Annotated in this window: 14 protein-coding genes; 6 read left to right on the top strand and 8 right to left on the bottom strand. The window is 53.1% G+C overall.

The genetic code is table 11. From position 1 onward, the window contains the following. Positions 1–226: 226 nt before the first annotated feature. Entirely contained in the window at positions 227–2,047 is a 1,821-nt protein-coding gene (locus F8N36_RS08895) for a methyl-accepting chemotaxis protein (protein ID WP_291332440.1), read from the bottom strand. Positions 2,048–2,224: 177 nt separating this feature from the next. Here F8N36_RS08895 and F8N36_RS08890 point away from each other — a divergent pair, with 177 nt between their 5' ends. Then, positions 2,225–2,359, top strand: coding sequence for a hypothetical protein (locus tag F8N36_RS08890; RefSeq protein WP_291332439.1), 135 nt, complete (start codon positions 2,225–2,227; stop codon positions 2,357–2,359). 162 nt (positions 2,360–2,521) lie between these two features. On the opposite strand, the gene F8N36_RS08885 is transcribed toward F8N36_RS08890, so the two are convergent. Continuing rightward, complete coding sequence (locus F8N36_RS08885; protein WP_291332438.1) at positions 2,522–2,890, bottom strand: pyridoxamine 5'-phosphate oxidase family protein; 369 nt, start codon at positions 2,888–2,890, stop codon at positions 2,522–2,524. Between the two features lie 167 nt (positions 2,891–3,057). Here F8N36_RS08885 and F8N36_RS08880 point away from each other — a divergent pair, with 167 nt between their 5' ends. The 5 genes from F8N36_RS08880 (at position 3,058) to F8N36_RS08860 (ending at position 7,227) form a co-directional block, all read left to right on the top strand. Next, the gene (locus F8N36_RS08880; protein ID WP_291332437.1) at positions 3,058–3,609 is read left to right on the top strand and encodes an Rrf2 family transcriptional regulator; all 552 of its coding nucleotides are present in this window, start codon (positions 3,058–3,060) and stop codon (positions 3,607–3,609) included. Positions 3,610–3,860: 251 nt separating this feature from the next. Continuing rightward, complete coding sequence (sugE, locus tag F8N36_RS08875; RefSeq protein ID WP_291332436.1) at positions 3,861–4,175, top strand: quaternary ammonium compound efflux SMR transporter SugE; 315 nt, start codon at positions 3,861–3,863, stop codon at positions 4,173–4,175. An 80-nt stretch (positions 4,176–4,255) separates the two neighbouring features. After that, complete coding sequence (locus tag F8N36_RS08870) at positions 4,256–4,735, top strand: pyridoxamine 5'-phosphate oxidase family protein (RefSeq protein ID WP_291332435.1); 480 nt, start codon at positions 4,256–4,258, stop codon at positions 4,733–4,735. A 571-nt stretch (positions 4,736–5,306) separates the two neighbouring features. Continuing rightward, on the top strand, positions 5,307–6,548 hold the full coding sequence (locus F8N36_RS08865; RefSeq protein ID WP_291332434.1) for an FAD/NAD(P)-binding oxidoreductase: 1,242 nt from the start codon (positions 5,307–5,309) through the stop codon (positions 6,546–6,548). A 13-nt stretch (positions 6,549–6,561) separates the two neighbouring features. Continuing rightward, positions 6,562–7,227 (top strand): DUF1641 domain-containing protein, encoded by a 666-nt coding sequence (locus tag F8N36_RS08860; RefSeq protein WP_291332433.1) that lies wholly within the window; start codon positions 6,562–6,564, stop codon positions 7,225–7,227. Positions 7,228–7,426: 199 nt separating this feature from the next. On the opposite strand, the gene wecB is transcribed toward F8N36_RS08860, so the two are convergent. From wecB to F8N36_RS08830, 6 genes are all read right to left on the bottom strand, one after another. Next, the gene (gene wecB / locus F8N36_RS08855; RefSeq protein WP_291332432.1) at positions 7,427–8,548 is read right to left on the bottom strand and encodes a UDP-N-acetylglucosamine 2-epimerase (non-hydrolyzing); all 1,122 of its coding nucleotides are present in this window, start codon (positions 8,546–8,548) and stop codon (positions 7,427–7,429) included. 91 nt (positions 8,549–8,639) lie between these two features. After that, positions 8,640–9,704, bottom strand: a complete 1,065-nt coding sequence (locus F8N36_RS08850) for a DUF4434 domain-containing protein (RefSeq protein ID WP_291332431.1) — start codon at positions 9,702–9,704, stop codon at positions 8,640–8,642. Between the two features lie 11 nt (positions 9,705–9,715). After that, positions 9,716–12,838 (bottom strand): tetratricopeptide repeat protein, encoded by a 3,123-nt coding sequence (locus F8N36_RS08845; protein ID WP_291332430.1) that lies wholly within the window; start codon positions 12,836–12,838, stop codon positions 9,716–9,718. Further along, on the bottom strand, positions 12,831–15,095 hold the full coding sequence (locus F8N36_RS08840) for a glycosyl transferase family protein (RefSeq protein ID WP_291332603.1): 2,265 nt from the start codon (positions 15,093–15,095) through the stop codon (positions 12,831–12,833). Before F8N36_RS08840 ends, F8N36_RS08845 begins: the two co-directional genes overlap by 8 nt. Then, positions 15,022–15,267: a hypothetical protein gene (locus tag F8N36_RS08835; protein ID WP_291332611.1), complete on the bottom strand. Its 246-nt coding sequence runs from the start codon at positions 15,265–15,267 to the stop codon at positions 15,022–15,024. The genes F8N36_RS08840 and F8N36_RS08835 overlap by 74 nt, the downstream gene beginning before the upstream one ends. A gap of 509 nt (positions 15,268–15,776) precedes the next feature. Then, positions 15,777–17,792 carry a tetratricopeptide repeat protein gene (locus F8N36_RS08830; protein WP_291332429.1) on the bottom strand — a complete coding sequence of 672 codons (2,016 nt, stop codon included), beginning with the start codon at positions 17,790–17,792 and terminating at the stop codon, positions 15,777–15,779. Positions 17,793–17,827 lie beyond the last annotated feature (35 nt).

Genomic DNA, 17,827 nt, shown 5'->3' with positions numbered 1-17,827 from the left:
CCACAACCATCGCGGCGACGGCAAATCCCCCAGCCCGCAAAACTCCGCCGAACACCGTCCGGGCCGCCATAAAGGGCGGCCCTGTCATTGATGCCTGTCACGGTTACCCAGCAGGCCCGGCTGTATTGAGACAATGGCGCCATAAACAAAGCGGCGATGTACCTTGCAGTATCTCGCCGCTTTTGTATTTGACTGGTGAGTTAGGCCGGTTGCTGAAAAGCTCTTGTTACTTGTCGTGGCCCTTGCCTGCGGCTTCAAGTTTATCGATGAGGCCCTCGAGATCATGCACAAGCTCGGCAAGGCGCGTAACAGCAGTGCCCGCCTGGGCCATGCCGTTAACAGTCTCGGTGGCGATGCGGCTTACATCGTCAACCGCGCGGTTGATTTCTTCGCTGGTGGCAGACTGCTGTTCGGCGGCGGTGGCAATAGAGCGAACCTGATCTGAATTGTCTTCAGTAAGAACCACAATCTGCTTGAGAGCCTCGCCGGACTGGTGCGCAAGCGATGTGGCCTGTTCAACAGCCTGGGCTGCCTTTTCCATACCCTGCAGGCTGGCTTGCGTACCCTGCTGAATGGACTGGATGGCCGAGCCTACTTCGTTAGTGGCCTGCATGGTTTTTTCTGCCAGTTTGCGCACTTCGTCGGCAACAACGGCAAAGCCCCGACCGGCATCGCCAGCTCGGGCCGCTTCAATGGCGGCATTGAGCGCAAGCAGGTTGGTCTGGTCTGCAATGTCGGAAATAACGTTCATGATGCGGCTGATTCCCTCGGCCTGGCTGCCAAGGTTTGAGATGGCACCCTGCAGTTCGCTGGTCTGGGTGTGTACAGCGCGAATGGCGTTTACGGCTTCAATAACCACCTGTTCACCCCGGGCGGCCATGGTGCGGGCCTGGTCAACGCTGGCAGCCGAACTGGCAGAGCTGCGCGCAACTTCAAGGACCGTTGCGTTCATTTCTTCCATGGCTGTGGCAGTTTCAGAAGACCGGGTTTGCTGCTGCCGCGCGCCAGAGGTGACCTGCCCAACCTGTGTGGCAAGGGCCTCTGCCGACTGCGAAACCTGTTGCGCGATCGTTATGGCCTGACGGGCCACAGTCTGCATATGGGTCAGAAGGGTTGAAACGCGTTCTCCCTGCTGGTTGGCCACTACAAGAGCATTTTCTGCGCGCACAGCCTGTTCCGCTGCTTCCTTGCCACGGGCGTCGGCCTCGTCCATCTTGACCTTGAGGTTGCCCACCATGGTCTCAATGGCATCTTTCACATCGGCAAGCTCTGCGTGGAATTCTCCGTCAGGACGGGCGTTGAGGTTGCCCTGGGCAACAGCGCCAGCAAATTTTCTGATACGATCAAGCGGATTGATTATGCCGCTGCGCAGCAACATCCATGCAATAGCTGCCAGCAGAGCAAGTGTGCCAGCCGTCCACGCTGTAACGCTGATTTTGGCCATGGCAGTTTGCTTGTTGGCCTTTTCCAGCGAGCTGATAACTTCAAATGCTCCGTGAATTTCGCCTTCTTTCCAGCCTTCCTTGGTGCCGCCAATGGCGTCTTTTTCTCCCGCGGGGTTGCCGTGGCAGAAAAGGCATTCCTTGGTGAGCCGGATGGGACGGAAAAAGCGGATCTTGTCTGGTTCGCGAATAACTAATTCCGACAGCCCCTTATCTTCAAGCTGCTTCAACACCTTGAGTTCAAGCTCTGTGGGAGTGTTTACAGGGTTGCGGGGCTGCACCTTGGGAACCCTGAATTCGTAGCCAGCTTCCTTTGAATTCTGGGCAGCCATGCGCATGGCCGTGACCACAGGAACAGCATCAAGAACCTTGTCGGCTGGCAGCTGGTCAAAAGGCTTCATTATGCCCAGCTCGAGCTTGCGGGCCATCTCGTTGCGAGTGGCCTCAGCCATCAGCACGATGGTACGGCTTTTTTCCAGAATGGCGTCTTCAGCGCCACTGTGGATGTCATCCAGCCTTTCCCAGGCCATGATAACAGCAATAACCAGCGGGCCGAGCAGGGCCACGCCAAGGACTTTCCACTTGATGCTGCACTCTTTGAACATATTTTGTTCTCCATGCCGGAATGGATGCGTTGTTATTATTCTCTTATCGGCAATCTGAGACAACGCTTTATTGCGTAAGTGAAATTACCTGAATAATTTTTATGTAATTGCAGACGAATCGTACATGGGTGCCTGGAACAGGGATAACGCTTTGCGAACATCATTGCCAGAGCCTCCGTGCGGGGGATTTATCACCGCTTTTTGTCAGGGCAAAAAGCCTTTTTTTCAAACAGTGGCGATGCCTTTGATAAAGATGTTTATAAAGATATTGCTGAAATAGCTGGAAAATCGGTGGGCAAGTGGTTGCTGTAAAAAATAACGGACTGGGTAAAAATAAATTATGTGAAGATAAAAATAGCCACACGGTGCAAGCGCACTGTGTGGCTATGAAAAAACCGAGGTTGTCTCAGGCCTGCTTTTAGTGGGGGAAGTACTCCATCATTCCAAAATTCTCGGCAAATTTTTTTGATGTAACTAAAGCGTTTTTTTGATGGATGTCACAGTCACTACAAGAACGCGGCTGGTAAAGGGGCACTTTGCTTTCATCTGGTCATATGCCGATCCAGACTGCAAAAATTCTGCAGTGCCTTCGATAAGAAAACCCCTGCCCATTTTTTTGCCATGGGCTTCCCTGCTGCCAACAGTCAGCTTTACCTTGTTATTCACCTCGGTGTTGGCCTGCGTTTTGCGCATGCCGGCAGCGGGAATAAGAATGGTCTTGTCATCGGGAATAATCAGGTAGGAGTTCCATGTGTTGACCACATGCGGCTCATCGGTGCCCCAGCTTACAATGGCTACAATACCTTCTTCTGAAATAACATCATGAAATTCTTTACTAAGCATTTTTGCTCTCCGTTTGGTTTTGTGTATATTGTGGATAATTATTATCTGTAATAGACCTAAATCAAACAGCCCTGCCCGTCAAGGGTTTTACATTTGTCAGGTAAAACAATTTTTAAAAAAATAACTGGCTAAATTAATTGATTAATCAGACTGGGACTTGACTTGCCGTGGTCTATGAACCATTATTTATATTAAATATCTTTAATAGCGAGGATAGGCGATTGCAGTTCAGCGTTGGCGTAGAGTACGCCCTTCATTCTCTTTTTTATTTGCATGGGCTCCCGCAGGGCAAGGTTATCGGCATAAGGGAGCTTTCTGCTCTTCATGGTATCTCAGAAACGTACCTGTCGAAAGTGTTCACCCGCCTGCGCAAGGGGGGTATTGTGCGTTCTGTGCCCGGAGTTAAGGGCGGCTATGAGCTGGCGCGCCCCGCGAGCGATATTTCGTTTTGGGATATTGTGGAGGCAGTGGAGGGAGCGGCCTATATTTTTCAGTGCGCGGAAATCCGGCAAAAAAACGCCCTGTTCAACAACGAATATTCCCTTACCCCGCCCAAATGCCCCTGCCTGATCAAGGTGGTCATGTCTGAAGCTGAAGATAAGATGCGCAACTATCTGCGCGGTAAATCTCTTCACTGGCTCATGGATCAGGTGACAAAAGATTTTTCTGGGCAAAAAATGCAGCGCATTTCAGACTGGCAGAACCAGTCGTCCAGCTAGCGTTCAACAGGGTTCATGCGCAGGAGGAGGACGTTGGGCTTCCCCCTTGCGAAACTCCCGCAGCGGCATGGACCCTGCTGGCTGTGACAACAATGGTAAAGCGCAATGACCTTCAGCGCCAGGCTTTCCGGCTTTATCCAGCCTGACGCAAACTTGCTGACATGATGTTTGTGGGGTATATGCCCCAACTGATGGGACGACCCATCAGCATAGCCATCTCACGAGGACGACCTCATAAACGGGGAGTACTCATGAGCTGGCTTATTTTATTTTTTGCAGGGCTGCTGGAAACCGTGTGGGCTGTTGGGTTAAAGTATACCGAGGGGTTTTCGCGCTTTTGGCCAAGTCTTATGACCCTTGCCGCCATGGCCGCAAGCTTGTGGCTTTTGTCCATAGCCATGAAAACACTTCCGTTGGGCACTGCCTATGCGATCTGGACAGGCATTGGTGCGGTGGGCACGGTTGTTGTGGGCATTGTGCTGTTTGGAGAGTCGGCGGCGGTCATGCGTTTGCTCAGTGTCGCCCTGATTGTGACAGGCATGGCCGGGCTAAAGCTGTTTTCATGATATTGGAGCTGGGATTCTCTTTTTCAATCACATCCATAGGGGTGTTTTGCATGTTCAGGGAAATGCGACGCAAAAAACAGATGTTGTCTCATGAGGAAAACATTGAAATTCTCAATAACGGAACATCCGGCGTTCTGGCCGTGTCTGGCGACGGGGGGTATCCCTATGCTGTGCCGCTCAGTTATGCATACAGTGATTCAAAAATATACTTTCACTGCGCACAATCTGGTCACAAAATGGACGCCATTGCACAAAACCAGAAGGCTTCATTTTGTGTTATCAGTCAGGATAATGTAATTCCGCAAGATTTCACCACGCACTTTCGAAGCGTCATCGCCTTTGGCAAAATACGTATTCTGGAAAACGAGGTGGAAAAAAGAACAGCCCTCGAAATTTTGGCGGCTAAGTATTCGCCCGACCATGAGCAGGGCAGACTGAAGGAAATAGACAAATTTTTCAGTAAGGTATGTGTCGTAGAGCTTGCCATCGAGCACATGACGGGCAAGGCGGCCATAGAACTGGTCAGAAAGGAACACGACTCCACTGGTACGCCCGATTGACTTGCATGGGGCTTGTTCTTTCATCGTTAAGATGCGTAACATGCTGTAATTATAGCGTATAGTGCGGTGTTTGATCAGGCCGCATCAAGCTTCTGGTAAAAAATGGGCCTCTGGCGACAGCTGGGGCCCATTTTTTTGCGTTCAGGGTAGACGTAATTTACGGCATGTGGAGCGTACTTTGGCTTGCTTGCAACTGGGGGCGATGCTGTCCCATTTATCAGCGAATTTTTATATAACAATATGCTATTATTATATTTTTATCTACTCGATACTGCTGTTTCTGCGCCAGCCTCACCAGTTTTAAAAAATTCAAAATATCCTAGCCGATTACATGCACAAAAGTCAGAGCGAGGCAACCCCCGTTCTGCCTCGTTTTGGTGACAATTAAAAATACCTAGTAAGTAGGTATTAAATAATATTTATCTAGTTTTATTGACATAAATAGTGCAGCTGGAAACATCCTGTGCTAAGAACAAAAACAATACTGTCTTACTATGTAATGTGTTCGCAACGGTATTGGTTGCACGTAGTAGGGAAACCTGGTCTTGTTTTTAGCATTGGGGCTAACTGAATGAAAAAATTGCTTATTCTTGGTGCTGGCGCTGGCGGAACCATGATCGCCACAAAAATGAGAAAGCTCTTGAGTGAAAGAGAATGGGAAATAACGCTTATTGATCGTGACCCGGTCCACCATTACCAGCCCGGCTGGCTTCTGGTTCCGTTTGGGGTTGACACCCCGCAGGGTTGCGTTCGTCCCAAAAAGGATTTTATCAGCCGCGGTGTCAATTTTGTGCTAGATACGATCACCGCTGTTGATCCCGTACAGCGTAAGGTTGAATGCAAAAACAGCACGCATACCTATGACTGGATTGTTGTTGCCTCTGGCGCGCGCATCGCTCCTGACGAAGTACCCGGTCTGATGGACGACTGGGGCGGCAAGATTCACAACTTCTACACCCATGACGGTGCAGCGGCACTTTACGAAAAGATGAAGCATTTCAAGAAGGGCAGACTTGTTCTGCACATTTGCGAAACGCCCATCAAGTGCCCGGTTGCGCCGCTGGAATTTGTGTATATGGCCGACTGGTATCTGCAAAAAATGGGTGTGCGCGACAATGTTGAGATCGAGCTTGTCACGCCCCTTACCGGCGCGTTTACCAAGCCTGTGGCAAACAACATTCTTGGCGCGCTTTGCGAAAAAAAGGGCATCAAGGTTACAACAAACTGGAGCGTGGACAGCGTTGAAGCCGACCGCGCAGTGATCAGCTCGGTAACGGGCGACGAAATTCCCTATGATCTGCTGGTGACGATTCCCCCGAACCTCGGGCAGCAGTTCCTCATCGATTCTGAAGTTTCCGACGTAACCGGCTTTATTGACACGGACAAGGAACTGCTGAAGTCGAAAAAATACGAAAACATGTACATCATCGGCGACGCAACAAACGTTCCGGCATCAAAAGCCGGTTCTGTCGCCCATTTTGAAGCGGATGTCATCGCCCAGAACCTGATGTCGGACATTGAAGGCACCGACAACTACTACAGGTTTGACGGCCATACCAACTGCTTCATTGTTACGGGCTTTGAAAAGGCCTCCCTGATTGACTTCAGCTATGCTGTGGAACCCCTGCCGGGCATGTTCCCCCTCCCCGGGGTGGGCCCCTTTGAACTGCTGGGCGAAAGCCACATCAATTACTGGGGAAAACTCATGTTCAAATGGGTGTACTACAACCTTATGCTGAAGGGTCATGAGCTTCCGTTTGAGCCCAATATGTATCTTGCCGGCAAAGATACCTCCTTGCTGAGAAGCAAATAGGCGGGGGGAGCATATGACACCTGAAGATAAAATTCTTGAGCGGCTGGAAGCTATTGAAGAGAGGCTCGGCGATCTTCAAGCCAGCAAGGAAAACAGCCGGATGCTGCTGGAGCAGCTGACGCCCATCGGGAACCATGCTTTCCGCCTCATGCTTGAAGAGATGGAAACCCTCAACGGCAGGGTTACGCTCGACGACATACTGGATCTGTGCAGAAAGGGTCTGCTGACTGTTCCCAGAATTACGTGGCTGCTGGATCAGCTGGAGAACGCCACAGACCTTTGGCAGATACTTCATCCCGCGCTTGCCCCCACGTTTCCGCACATCATTGAAAAGATGGGCGAGTGGGAAAGCAACGGCGTGTTTGCAAAAATGTCTGCGGCCAAAAGCGCGGGCGGTAATCTGCTGAATTCCATGAGCCCTGATGACATTGCCAAAATGGGCGAAGGTCTCGTTTTCCTGACCAGCCTGCTGCAGCGTCTTGCCGATCCCGGCCTGCAGGCCAAAATCACGACGCTGATTGGGGTATTGGGCGAAATCGATACGGCAAATGTAAAGCCTACCGGCATGTTGGGCATGGTTTCGGCCTTGCGCAGCGCTGAAGGCAGGCAGACTCTGGGCCTGCTTGTAGAAGTGATAAATAAAGCCGGTAAATGCGCGGAGCAGAAGGCTTCCCGATAACCGGTTTTACGTCTGAAAAGGGCTGAAAACGGCATTTGTGGTAATGCCCGTTTTCAGCCCTTTTTTTATAGGCGCGCGGCTCGCAAAACTGTCACCGGGAGTACCCGGCACTGGTTCCCGGCCTTGTTTCTACGCACTTCTTCAGGCGCAGATGTATTCAGGCTGGCAGGCCAGACCGTGCGCTTTGCCCACCCGCGATTCAGGCAAGATTTTTTTCAATCATTGCCACTATGCGTTCCGCAGCGTTGCCGTCTCCGTAGGGATTGGGGCCCAGCTGGGCAGAAGTAGCGGACAATGCAAAAAGTTCTTCGGCCGCAGCAACGATTTTCTCTTTTGAGGTGCCCACCAGACGGCAAAATCCAGCAGCTACACCCTCGGGGCGTTCTGTGCGGTCGCGCATTACCAGTACCCGTTTGCCGAAAGAGGGCGATTCTTCCTGAATACCGCCAGAATCGCTCAAGACGAACAGACAGTTATCCAGCAGGCGTAAAAACGAGCGGTATCCGCGAGGCGCTGTGAGCACCACATTGGGCAGGCTAGCCAGGCGTTGCTCCACAACGCTTTTTACCTGCGGATTGAGATGGACGGGGTATACGAAGAAGCACTTGGGGTGCAAGCGGGCCAGAGTTGCGATGGCAGAGCATATGTCTTCCATGCCCTGTCCAAAGTTTTCTCTGCGGTGACCGGTAACAAGCACGTATTGCCCGTTGTTGCGAATGATGTTTTCAATGGCCTCGGGCAAAGGCGGCGGTGTTTGCTTTATTGCATCGCGCATGCACATCAATGCATCTACAACGGTGTTGCCGGAGACCAGAATTTTATCGGCGGCAACGCCTTCCTGCAGCAAATTGTCTGCTGCTCCCTGCGTGGGGGCAAAATGCCATGTGGCTGCCAGACTTATACCCTTGCGATTGAATTCTTCCGGGTAGGGGGCATACATGTCGCCCGACCTAAGCCCCGCCTCCACATGACCGACGGGGATTCTTGCATAAAAACCACATACAGCGCCTGCATAGGCAGTTGTTGTATCGCCCTGTACAAGAATGCACGCAGGGTCAATCTCGCCAAGCGTTTTTTCCAGCCCCAGAAACAACCTGCCGGCAAGCCCCATGAGGGTTTGCCCTGGCTGCATCACAGCCAGTTCTATATCTGGGCTTATGTTGAAGTCGGCCAGTGTCTGGCTCAGCATCTCTTTATGCTGGCCGGTAGAGCAGATGACAGGTCGCAGCACGGTGGATTGCTGGAGACGCAATATGATGGGGGACATTTTTATGGCTTCGGGGCGAGTGCCCACAAGGATGAGAACTGGTTTTGAGCTCATGACTCCGTGCTCTTTGCTGTAGCCGTGCAAAATGCGCTATACGCAGCACGGCAATATGTTGTTGATGGTTACATGCTCCGGCATGCTGTGGCTATCGGCGAAAGGACGCCTTGTACTGTGCGTACAGGTCGGCTGCGCCCTTTATTCCATAGGGCGAGCAGTATTCGGGCAGGCTGAACGCCACAATGCCCGTGTGGGGCTGCGCCGCTGCAATGGCCATCTGCCGTTGCAGAGCCGAAAGACTTGCGGGCACAGCACGAAAGGGTTTGTCGTTGATCGGGGGGCCGTCAACCTGACGGAAGGTTTCGACCACCGGGGTCAGGATTCCGTCAGCTTTTTGCGCGGCGCGCGATACTGCTGCCATGAACAGGCCTGTTTCCTGTATGCGCAGCTTGTGCACGCCCACTCCATCCTGAAACAGAATTCGCTCAATGCCGGATTTTTTCAGAACAGTCAGCCAAAATTGCTCCAGAATGGCCGGTTCGGCAAAAGCGTTGGAAAAGCCCGATATGGCTACCGGCAAGCCGGGGGCCACTGTCTGCAGGCCTGCCCTCAGGCTGGCCAGACAGTCTACAAGAGCTTCCTGACGCTCTGGCTCAAGCCAGCTTTTATCGTCAATTTCCTGCGGAATATAAAAACCGCTGACCACATTCTTACTGCCGGGCAGTAAAAGGGCGGCGCGGGCGGTATTCAGGCTGGTATTGCGCAGCTGACGCAGGTAGTAGCGCACGATATCCGGTTCGGCCTTGATTTTATCCCAGTAAGCCGGGTCATGCACAAGGCCCAGCACTATCTGCATGTGCTGCGCTTCGGCTGCCTGCAGCAACAGGGGCAGGGCCGGATGCAGCTGTACCGGGGCGGACGCGGTGCGGCCGGTTTCCATGCCTTGTGTTTGCGCCGGGTTGGTCTGGGGCGCACTGGTTTGGGCGCCGCTGGCCTGGGTAGCTGTCCATTGGACAATAACTTCTGTAACACCAATGGCTCGCAGCGAGGCAAACAGACCGTTCCAGCGGGTGCTGTCCCATGTGGCGTGGGTATCCCACAGCTGTACAAAGGTGCCCGTAAAGCGTGGCGCGCTGTCCTTTGCGCTGGCCGAACTTGACGAAAAAAGTGCGAACGCCAGTATGAAAGTCAGCAGGAAGCGTATTTTGTTCATGCCGTTTTCCATTAAAAAGTAATAATTGTCGTAAGGAACACAGAGCTGATATTGTTATTCTTGTCGTTGCTCAGCGCGTGAAAGAGTGTTCCATACTTGTATTGCAGTAAAAATTCTACCGAAGACCGCGGTGCTTCATAGGCAAATGCGGGCAACATGTAGCGCAGCGAAACGCCTGCGCCAAATTCGGCCAGCGAATCCTGATCCCGGTCTGGTTCGACCAGCCTGAAATCGCCGACCACATGGGGAGAAACCAGCCATTTGTCGTGCAGGTTAAAGGTAATGCCTTGTCTTGCCTCGCCGTAAACGGTGCTGCGGGCATTGTAATCGGCAAAGTAGTCGTACTCGCCATATACGAACGAGTAGTTCCAGTAGGGCTTGCCGGGCTTCAGGTCGAGGCCGTCGGCCCAGGAATACATGGCCCTGAAAAGCCAGTTGTCTTCGGCATTTCTGCCAATGTGGAACAGCCGCTCAACCCCTACGCTGAGGTTCTGGCTTTGAAAAGGTTTGTAGCGCAGGCCCACTGCGCCCTGCCATGACTTTTCGTCGAATGAAAACGAATTGTTCTGATCAAGGCTTGCACTTACGCGACCTATGACCTGCAATATGCGGTCGTCGCGCAGACCGAAGAAGGGCGGAATCCAGGCCATTTCGACACCGCCGCCAGACCGCACCGTGCGTGATGAATCGCCGCCAGACCAGCTGGAGCTGCCCGTGGCACCAGGCACATAGGAGAGATAGGCAGTTGTGGTAAAATGCGTCTGCAGTTTGGTGACTTCCTTGCGCAGCCTGTATGTTTTTTCGGCGGCAGCCTCGCTGTCTTCGGCAGTGGCATCGGCCTGGGCCAGGGCATTGTCTATGGCGCGTTTGAAGGCCTCGGCCGCACGGCTGTTTTGTGAATCGTGCATGTAGGCGTAGCCGAGTTCTTCCCAAAGCGGGGTGAGCCCGTCGTTTTTCTGTATTGCTGCCTCAAAGGCTTCGGCCGCCGCGCCAAACTGTTTATTGTCGCTCAGCGCAAAGCCAAGAGCTGCCCAGGTAGAACCGGAATCATTCTGCTCCACTGATTTGCGGTAGAGGCGGATGGCGTCGGGCGGCTCATTTTTTTTACGTTTTACACTGGCCAGACGGAAATTGAGGTCGCCAGTATCCTTCAGAGTCAGAGCTTCCTGCAGCAGGGCATCTTCATCGTCATGGCGCTGCTGGGCACTGGCAATGGCCGCCAGTTCAGAAAGCTGCAGCAGGCGCATGTCCGTATCGAGTACGTGGGCGTTTACGGATTCCAGCGTTTGCCGGGCAGCATCGAGCTGGTTTGACAGACGTAGCGCACGGCCCAGATTGATGGCTGTTGCCTCGTCACGGCGCAGTGACAGTGCTTTGCTGTAGGCCTCGGCGGCGGCATCGTACCGTGATTCTGCCGAATACAGGTAGCCCATGCCCTTGTAATATTCATACTGCTGCGCCACAGGCAGGGTGTGTATATGGGCTGCGACACTCTGAAAGTTGATGATCGCCAGCCCCAGTTTACCCAGCCGTTCATAGGTGTGCCCCAGGGCTAGTCTGGTGCCTGGTGACGAGCGCAGTTGTTCCGCTTTTTCAAAATGCTCCAGAGCGTCGTTCAGGTGCCCTGTGGCAAAGTCTGCCTGGGCCAGCGCCAGCATAAGTTCCCAGTGGGGATTGCCAGCGGCCACAGCGCGGGCAAAGGCCTTGCGTGCGTTTGCATGGTCGCCGAGGGCAGTCAGAATGTAACCGAGGTTTTCATCGCACCGTGCTGCTTCCTGAGCTGTCGCGCCGGGGCTTGCCGCTGCGGCCCGCCAGGCTGCGGCAGCCTCCTGCAGGTTGCCCAGCGAAGTGTGGGCCTGTGCAAGTGATTGCAGCGCAAGTTTTATGTTTTGCGGGTTTTCCTGCAAAGGTAGAGCGGTCTGAAGCGGCTTTACGGCCAGCGAAGGCGAGGCTGTGGCCAGCGCCGTCAGACCCAGCGCCATATACAGCTGGGATTTTTCTGCTGGCGAAAATTCTTCTGACAGTGATTGGGCCGCATCGTAAGTTTCATAAGCTTTCTGGGCATCGCCAGCCGCGGCGTAAGCATTGCCCAGTGCCAGCAGGGCGGCAGCCTTTTGATGCGGCTTGGTGGCCATACCCAGATACTGGCTGTATGCGCGCGCCGCCTGAGCGCCTTCGCCCATAGAGGTGTATACGTTGCCCAATGCCAGCAGGCCCTCGCTACTTTGCCGGGGGGCGATATCCTGAATGTATTTTTCAAGATACTGCGCAGCGCGGGCATCCTCATGCGCGGCCGCAAAGCTCAGACCCGCGTTGAGCAGCATCTGGCTGTTGTTGTCGGTCAGCTGCGCATATTCCTCTGCTGCCAGGGCAAACTGCCCTGTGGCAAAGAGGCTGTTGGCAAGGATGGTGCGGTTTTGTGGCGAGGGATCAATGCTCGTCAGTTCTATGGCCAACCGTGCGGCCTCAGCCTTGTTGCCCATCATGCTGGCGATGGTGGCCTGTTTCTGCAGTAGCAGCGTATTGCGCGGAGCGATGGCCCGTGCCTGGACAATGTACTGGCTGGCCTGATCCAGCGAACCGTTTTCCTGGCTCAAGAAGGCCAGTGATTGAAGAACCGTGAGTTTTTCAGCGTCGTTGCCCGCCAGGTTCAGTGCCTTGCGGTACGCCTTGAAGGCATCTTCCGTGCGCCTCTGCTTGATATAGATGGATGCCTTGAGCTGCTGCAGGGCATAATTTGAATCCGCATCGGGCAGGCCCTCGATCTGGGCCAGTGCTTCTGCGTGCTTTTCCATGCGGAAAAGAAGATTCATGTAGTCGTATCGAGCCTTGGCATCGTCTGGACGCAGGTCAAGGTACTGCTGGAATTCCTTTGCCGCCTCTTCAAGCTTTCCCTGAGTCAGCCTGCGGTATGCCATGTCCAGATGCGGGTAGCTTTTGAGATGATTCAGCCGGTCTTGCAGAAAACCCTGTGATTTTTTCTCTGGTGCATTTTGCTGCGGTGCATCGGCTGCCACCGCAGGTGATACCGCAGCCACAGACCACAGTATCAGCAGGGCTGCAATGCTCCAACGCCAAAGCCGCCGATTGGGGTTTTGTCGCATTTCAGTGGGTTGCGCTCTGATGTCAGACATGGCCATTCTCGCTGGCGACAGGCTTATCTGCAAGGGCATCAAGGTCTTTTTGCGATACGTAGCCAAGCTGAAGCAGAATATCCTGCAAGCTCGCACACGAGGACTTCTGCAGCGAAAGGGCCTGCACAAGCTGATCCTGGGTGATGTACCCATTTATGACCAGAAACACGCCAAACCTTTCATTGGAGTTGCGAGTGGTAAAATAGCGCGCCTCGGCTTCCTTCAGGTCTTTGTATTGCAGCATGTTTTCCTGAATCAGCACGTCACCCAGCCGGGCGTATGTTTTGCGCTGTTGACGGTAGGCGTTATCTATCTGCTCGTTTGTCAGCAGGTTGGTATCCTTGATTTTTTGCACCAGCTGGAGCGTCTCGGACTCGCGGGCGGCGGTGATGCGGTCAAATCCGAATCGCAGGGCGTATGCCAGATCGCTCTTTGTAACCAGGTAAAGCACTATTGCACGGCCAGCAGCCTGCTCCATCTCTGTAATAGCCTGCTGCGATGGCGGATTTTCGACCGCCACGGCGAGCTCGCCAGTCGGCTTTATTTCAAGGGGAAAGGCGCTGTTGGCCAAAGCCATCTGGCGGGGAATGGCCGTCAGCGCATCCATGGGCGTCATGAAAGGATCAATGTCCCTTGTCTCAAGATGAAACTGCTGGCCCAGAATCTGAACCAGATTGTCCTCGGTGGTCATGCCCATGTCGAGCAAAACCTGCCCCAAAGGACGGCCAGATTCTTTTTGCCTTGCCAGTGCTGCGTCAAGTTGCGAGGTGGTGATAAAACGTCTGTCCAGCATGAGGTCGCCCAGCTTGCGCCGGTAAGCCATCAGGTCTGCCTCAGAGGGATAGATGTGATCTGTTTTGTCCCAGGCAATGACCTTGCCGGTCAGCAGATAGCGGGCATAGAGCTTGAAGGCCCTCATTGTGGCCGCAAAGTTGATGACATTGCCCCAGATGAGCCGGGGGAAGGATAAGACCGCCTCCCCGATGCCGTACACCACGTATACGTACATCATGCGGCAGAACGAACGCCAAAAGAAAAAGAACAGGTTTACCTGCATCAGGTGCCAGAGCCACGTGTCGCGTTCGACAATGGGCGGGTAATTGTAGACATCTGGCATGAGCTGAAAATACAGCCAGATAAGAAGAAACACGGGCACAAGGGCATTTGCCGTCATGCTGACGATATTTGTGATCAACCCCTTTCTGTCCCGAAACAGCATGTAGCGCGTCCAGAAATCTCCCTGCCAGCCAATGCTCGCCCAGCCCTGAAGCGCAATACCCATGATCCAGCGCGACTTTTGCCGTACTGCCATGGTGAATGTTCGGGGAAAAAATTCCCTGATAACAATATATTCCCGCTTGGTGACCGCATGGCGTTTTCCGGTAAGCCAGCTGGTGCGTACTGACTGACGCTGCAAGACCTGCCGCACAAAAATCTGTCGCAGGCCAAATTTGCGCATCCGCATGCCGAAATCATAATCTTCGGTAAGAGAATCAATGTTGAAAAGCTGGTTGTTGGAATCTGCAGCAAGCAGCTCAAGGGCGCGGCGGCTGTACCCGCTGCCGACACCAGCTGACGGCACGGATTTGCTCAAAATTTCGCGCACAAGCATGTCGCGCGCGTGGTTTTCGGCAAATTCGTCTGCATAATGCCCGGCGGTAAAGTTCCACCAGCGCAATACCATGGGAAAAACAGGAAGCTGCACCATGTCGCAGCGTGGAATGAGGTAGTTGAAAAGCTTGAGATATAATGGATGCGCAATGTCTTCTGAATCATTCATCACGTAGATGGCAAATTCTACGCCATGCTCTTTTTCATAGTGACGAATGCCCGCGTAAATCCAGTTCAGGCAGTCGGCCTTGTTGGTGGGGCCATCCTTGGGGCATACGATTCTGTTTACGTTGCCATAAACTTCGCTTGCCAGTGCCACCTCGCGTTGGGTCTGGGGATCATTGGGGTATGTGCCGACAAAAATCTGATAGTTGGAGTAGGTGACAGTTCTTATTGTATTATCAAGCATGCGCCGGATAACGTCAGATTCATCCCAGCAAGGAATCATTATGGCAATGGGCTTTTCTGGTATGGAGAGAAGCTGTGATTCCGTAAGCGGAGAATATTTGCGGCTGATAAAAATCTTTCTGTAGGCTTTATATATTAGATATACACAGTCAATAAACAGCTCATCAATACCGCTTATTAAAAAAACGATGCCCAGTCCAGACAGTATGATCTGGAGAAAAAGCAATACATAGGGCATGACGATGTCGATAAAATTCATCCGATTCAATATCCGGCTTATGGTTGAGTGGGCTGGGCAGTGCGCCACTGTAGTGCAGGTACATTTGTGCAGTTGTGTTTGCCTGGTCGGTTGCTAGGCTTGTTCCTGCATGGGACGGCAGTGATCTTTTGCCATTTGTATCGCCCGACACGTATAATTTTTCAGACTTCTGGTGTTTGTTGCAAAATGAAAGCTCTCAGATGTGACCAGCTACACAGAATGACCGCCTGGCCGGATATCCGGTTTCAAAAAATGATTTCATCATATTGCATCAATAAATGATAAGAACAATAGAGTCCAGTGACTTCAACTAAGCCTTTTTATGGATCCCCGTGCATGTATGAACAGTGGTGTTCCACCTGCGGGCAAGATGTCTTATTTCAATGCGATAATGGCTGGGCAGTATTTATTGAATTGAGCATGCAGGATTATAGGGCGTGATATTTATTTCCTTGAATAATTGGCGAGGGAGTGGAACAGGAAATGCCATTCCAAGGTACAAGGCAATGATAAAGGGATTACAGAAGATTTCTGTAATCCCTTTATCATTAGTAGCTCAAATGTCGTGGCGCTATACTATTTGATATGCCGAATTTCAGCAGGCTGAAATTGTTGCAATGTACTTTTTGCTCAACTGTTACAGCGCATCTTCACCGGCTGCTAGCCAAACAGTTTGGGGTCAGTGACCATGCGGTTGTCCAGCGACAAGGGGCGGAATTTGTGCCGACGGGCCAAGCGTTCTGTCCACCAGCCCTTGTAGTCGGCAATGGCCTGAACTTCCACTTCTTCGTGGTTCAGATCAATGCCTACTTCCAGATAGGTTTCAAGCTGGGCAAGGTCGGGACGGGGCGTTTTGCCCTGTTTGCTGGCAGTCCACATCTGCTCGTAGAGAGATTCAAGGCTTTTGACCAGCAGGGGCATGTCAAAAAGTGCGCAGGTTTTGCGGGCTTTGGCCAGTTTTTCCCGTACCTTCTTGAGCTTTTCCCTGGTGTTGCCCAGTTCCACCGCTTTTTGCACATAGTCATCAAGGTTTTCACAGACAAGCTCTGGAGTTCCGGCAGAGCGCACCAGGCTGCCGCAAACACGTGATGCAAACGAGCGCCCACTGCACGTCAGCACCGGAACACCCATCCACAGGGCATCCGAAGCGGTGGTGTGCGCCCCGTAGGGTGTGGTGTCCAAAAAGAGGTCTGCCAGCGGGTAGCGCACAAGGTGATTTGCATTGGCAACCTTGGGCGCAAAAATAATGCGGTCTTCGGTTATGCCAAGTTTTGCCGCATGCTCGCGCAGGCGTTTATTGGTCGTTTCAGACCCGTCAAGGAGCCACAGTACACTGTTTGGCACCTGCGCAAGAATGCGCATCCACCGTTCAAATGTGGCGCGGTGGATTTTGTGCGAACCGTTAAAGCAGCAGAAAACTGTGGCATTTTCGGGCAGGCCGGCTTCTGAACGGCTGGGTTGAACAGGTGAAAGTGCCCGATTGCGGTTATTGGGCTGGTAGCAGGGCAGGCGCAGCACTTTTTCCGAATAATACATTTCGTGCGATTCAGGAATAATCCATTCATCGGCCACGATGTAGTTGTGGTAAGGGCTGGCCATGGTACCGGGGTAGCCCAGCCAGTTGACGATGACCGGCGCAGGCCGTCGGGCCACCACCTTGAGGCGCGCCTCTCTGGTATAGCCGTTGACGTCCACAAGAATCTGGATGCCGTCATCTGCAATGCGCCGGGCAGCGGCATCGTCGTCCATTTCACTGAGAGAAACCCAGTGGTCGGATGTGGACTGAAAGTGCTGGTGCAGCTGGTCTTGCGATGCCGGGCCGCAGTAATATGCGAATACTTCAACCTTGCTGCGGTCGTGCAGGCCCAGAACTTCTGTCATCAGGTAGCCCACGGCGTGCTCGCGCAGGTCGGACGAGAGATAGCCGATACGCAACGGTCCGTTATGTTCCGTCGTCTTGGGCCAGGTATCAAAAAATTGTGCGGGCGTACCCACATCGTTGGTGTTGTAGTGGCTTGAAAGAGCCAGCTGCAGCATGGGATCGTCTGTGTAGGCGGCTGCCGAAAGGGGCGACATTCCTTCCATGAGGCAGCGGCGGCTTACGCGATCGGTGGGCAGCACCACGGGCCATTCATACTGCCGCTGGCGCAGGGCAATGAGGTGCTGGGCAACTTCGCTCTGATGCGGGTCAAGTTCGAGGCTTTCGCGCAGCATGATTTCGGCGGATTCGTCTTGAGAGATTGCTTCCAGGGCTCTGGCGCTCTGGTTAAGCGCTGTGGTCTTGTGCGTGATGCCCATGCCCGTGAGTGCAGACATTTTGGTCAGACCAGCAGACCACTGGATAATGGCAAGGCCTATTTTGCCCTGGCGTTCGTATATGCGCCCAAGGTTGATGTAGGGCGGCATGAAGTCGGGATTGATGGCGATTGCTTTTTCAAGAAGCTGCTGGGCTTCATCCAGTTTGCCTGCGTCAGCCAGACACACAGAATAGTTGAAAAGCACGGCATACAGCAGCGGATGCCCCTGATTCTGCGCTATCCACGCGGCATAGCCAGCCTCAATGGAGGCATCTTGCCCGCTTTGCTTGAAGGTTTCCATGGTGCGGATCAGGTCTGGAACGCTCAGGCTGCCCACCATGGAGGCAACGAGGGCTGGTGAAAGAATATCGTTCGGCATGCCTTTTCCTGTTAACTACTGTGTTGTGTCTGTGG

The sequence above is a fragment of the Desulfovibrio sp. genome (assembly GCF_009712225.1).
In the GTDB taxonomy this organism is placed as follows: domain Bacteria; phylum Desulfobacterota; class Desulfovibrionia; order Desulfovibrionales; family Desulfovibrionaceae; genus Desulfovibrio.
This window is presented reverse-complemented; position numbering and strand designations above follow the sequence as displayed.

Excerpts from the sequence above, each read along its gene's own strand:
- F8N36_RS08895 (WP_291332440.1), bottom strand. The coding sequence starts at position 2,047 with ATGTTCAAAGAGTGCAGCATCAAGTGGAAAGTCCTTGGCGTGGCCCTG.
- F8N36_RS08885 (WP_291332438.1), bottom strand. The coding sequence starts at position 2,890 with ATGCTTAGTAAAGAATTTCATGATGTTATTTCAGAAGAAGGTATTGTA.
- sugE (WP_291332436.1), top strand. The coding sequence starts at position 3,861 with ATGAGCTGGCTTATTTTATTTTTTGCAGGGCTGCTGGAAACCGTGTGG.
- F8N36_RS08870 (WP_291332435.1), top strand. The coding sequence starts at position 4,256 with ATGTTGTCTCATGAGGAAAACATTGAAATTCTCAATAACGGAACATCC.
- F8N36_RS08865 (WP_291332434.1), top strand. The coding sequence starts at position 5,307 with ATGAAAAAATTGCTTATTCTTGGTGCTGGCGCTGGCGGAACCATGATC.
- F8N36_RS08860 (WP_291332433.1), top strand. The coding sequence starts at position 6,562 with ATGACACCTGAAGATAAAATTCTTGAGCGGCTGGAAGCTATTGAAGAG.
- wecB (WP_291332432.1), bottom strand. The coding sequence starts at position 8,548 with ATGAGCTCAAAACCAGTTCTCATCCTTGTGGGCACTCGCCCCGAAGCC.
- F8N36_RS08850 (WP_291332431.1), bottom strand. The coding sequence starts at position 9,704 with ATGAACAAAATACGCTTCCTGCTGACTTTCATACTGGCGTTCGCACTT.
- F8N36_RS08845 (WP_291332430.1), bottom strand. The coding sequence starts at position 12,838 with ATGTCTGACATCAGAGCGCAACCCACTGAAATGCGACAAAACCCCAAT.
- F8N36_RS08840 (WP_291332603.1), bottom strand. The coding sequence starts at position 15,095 with ATGCCCTATGTATTGCTTTTTCTCCAGATCATACTGTCTGGACTGGGC.
- F8N36_RS08830 (WP_291332429.1), bottom strand. The coding sequence starts at position 17,792 with ATGCCGAACGATATTCTTTCACCAGCCCTCGTTGCCTCCATGGTGGGC.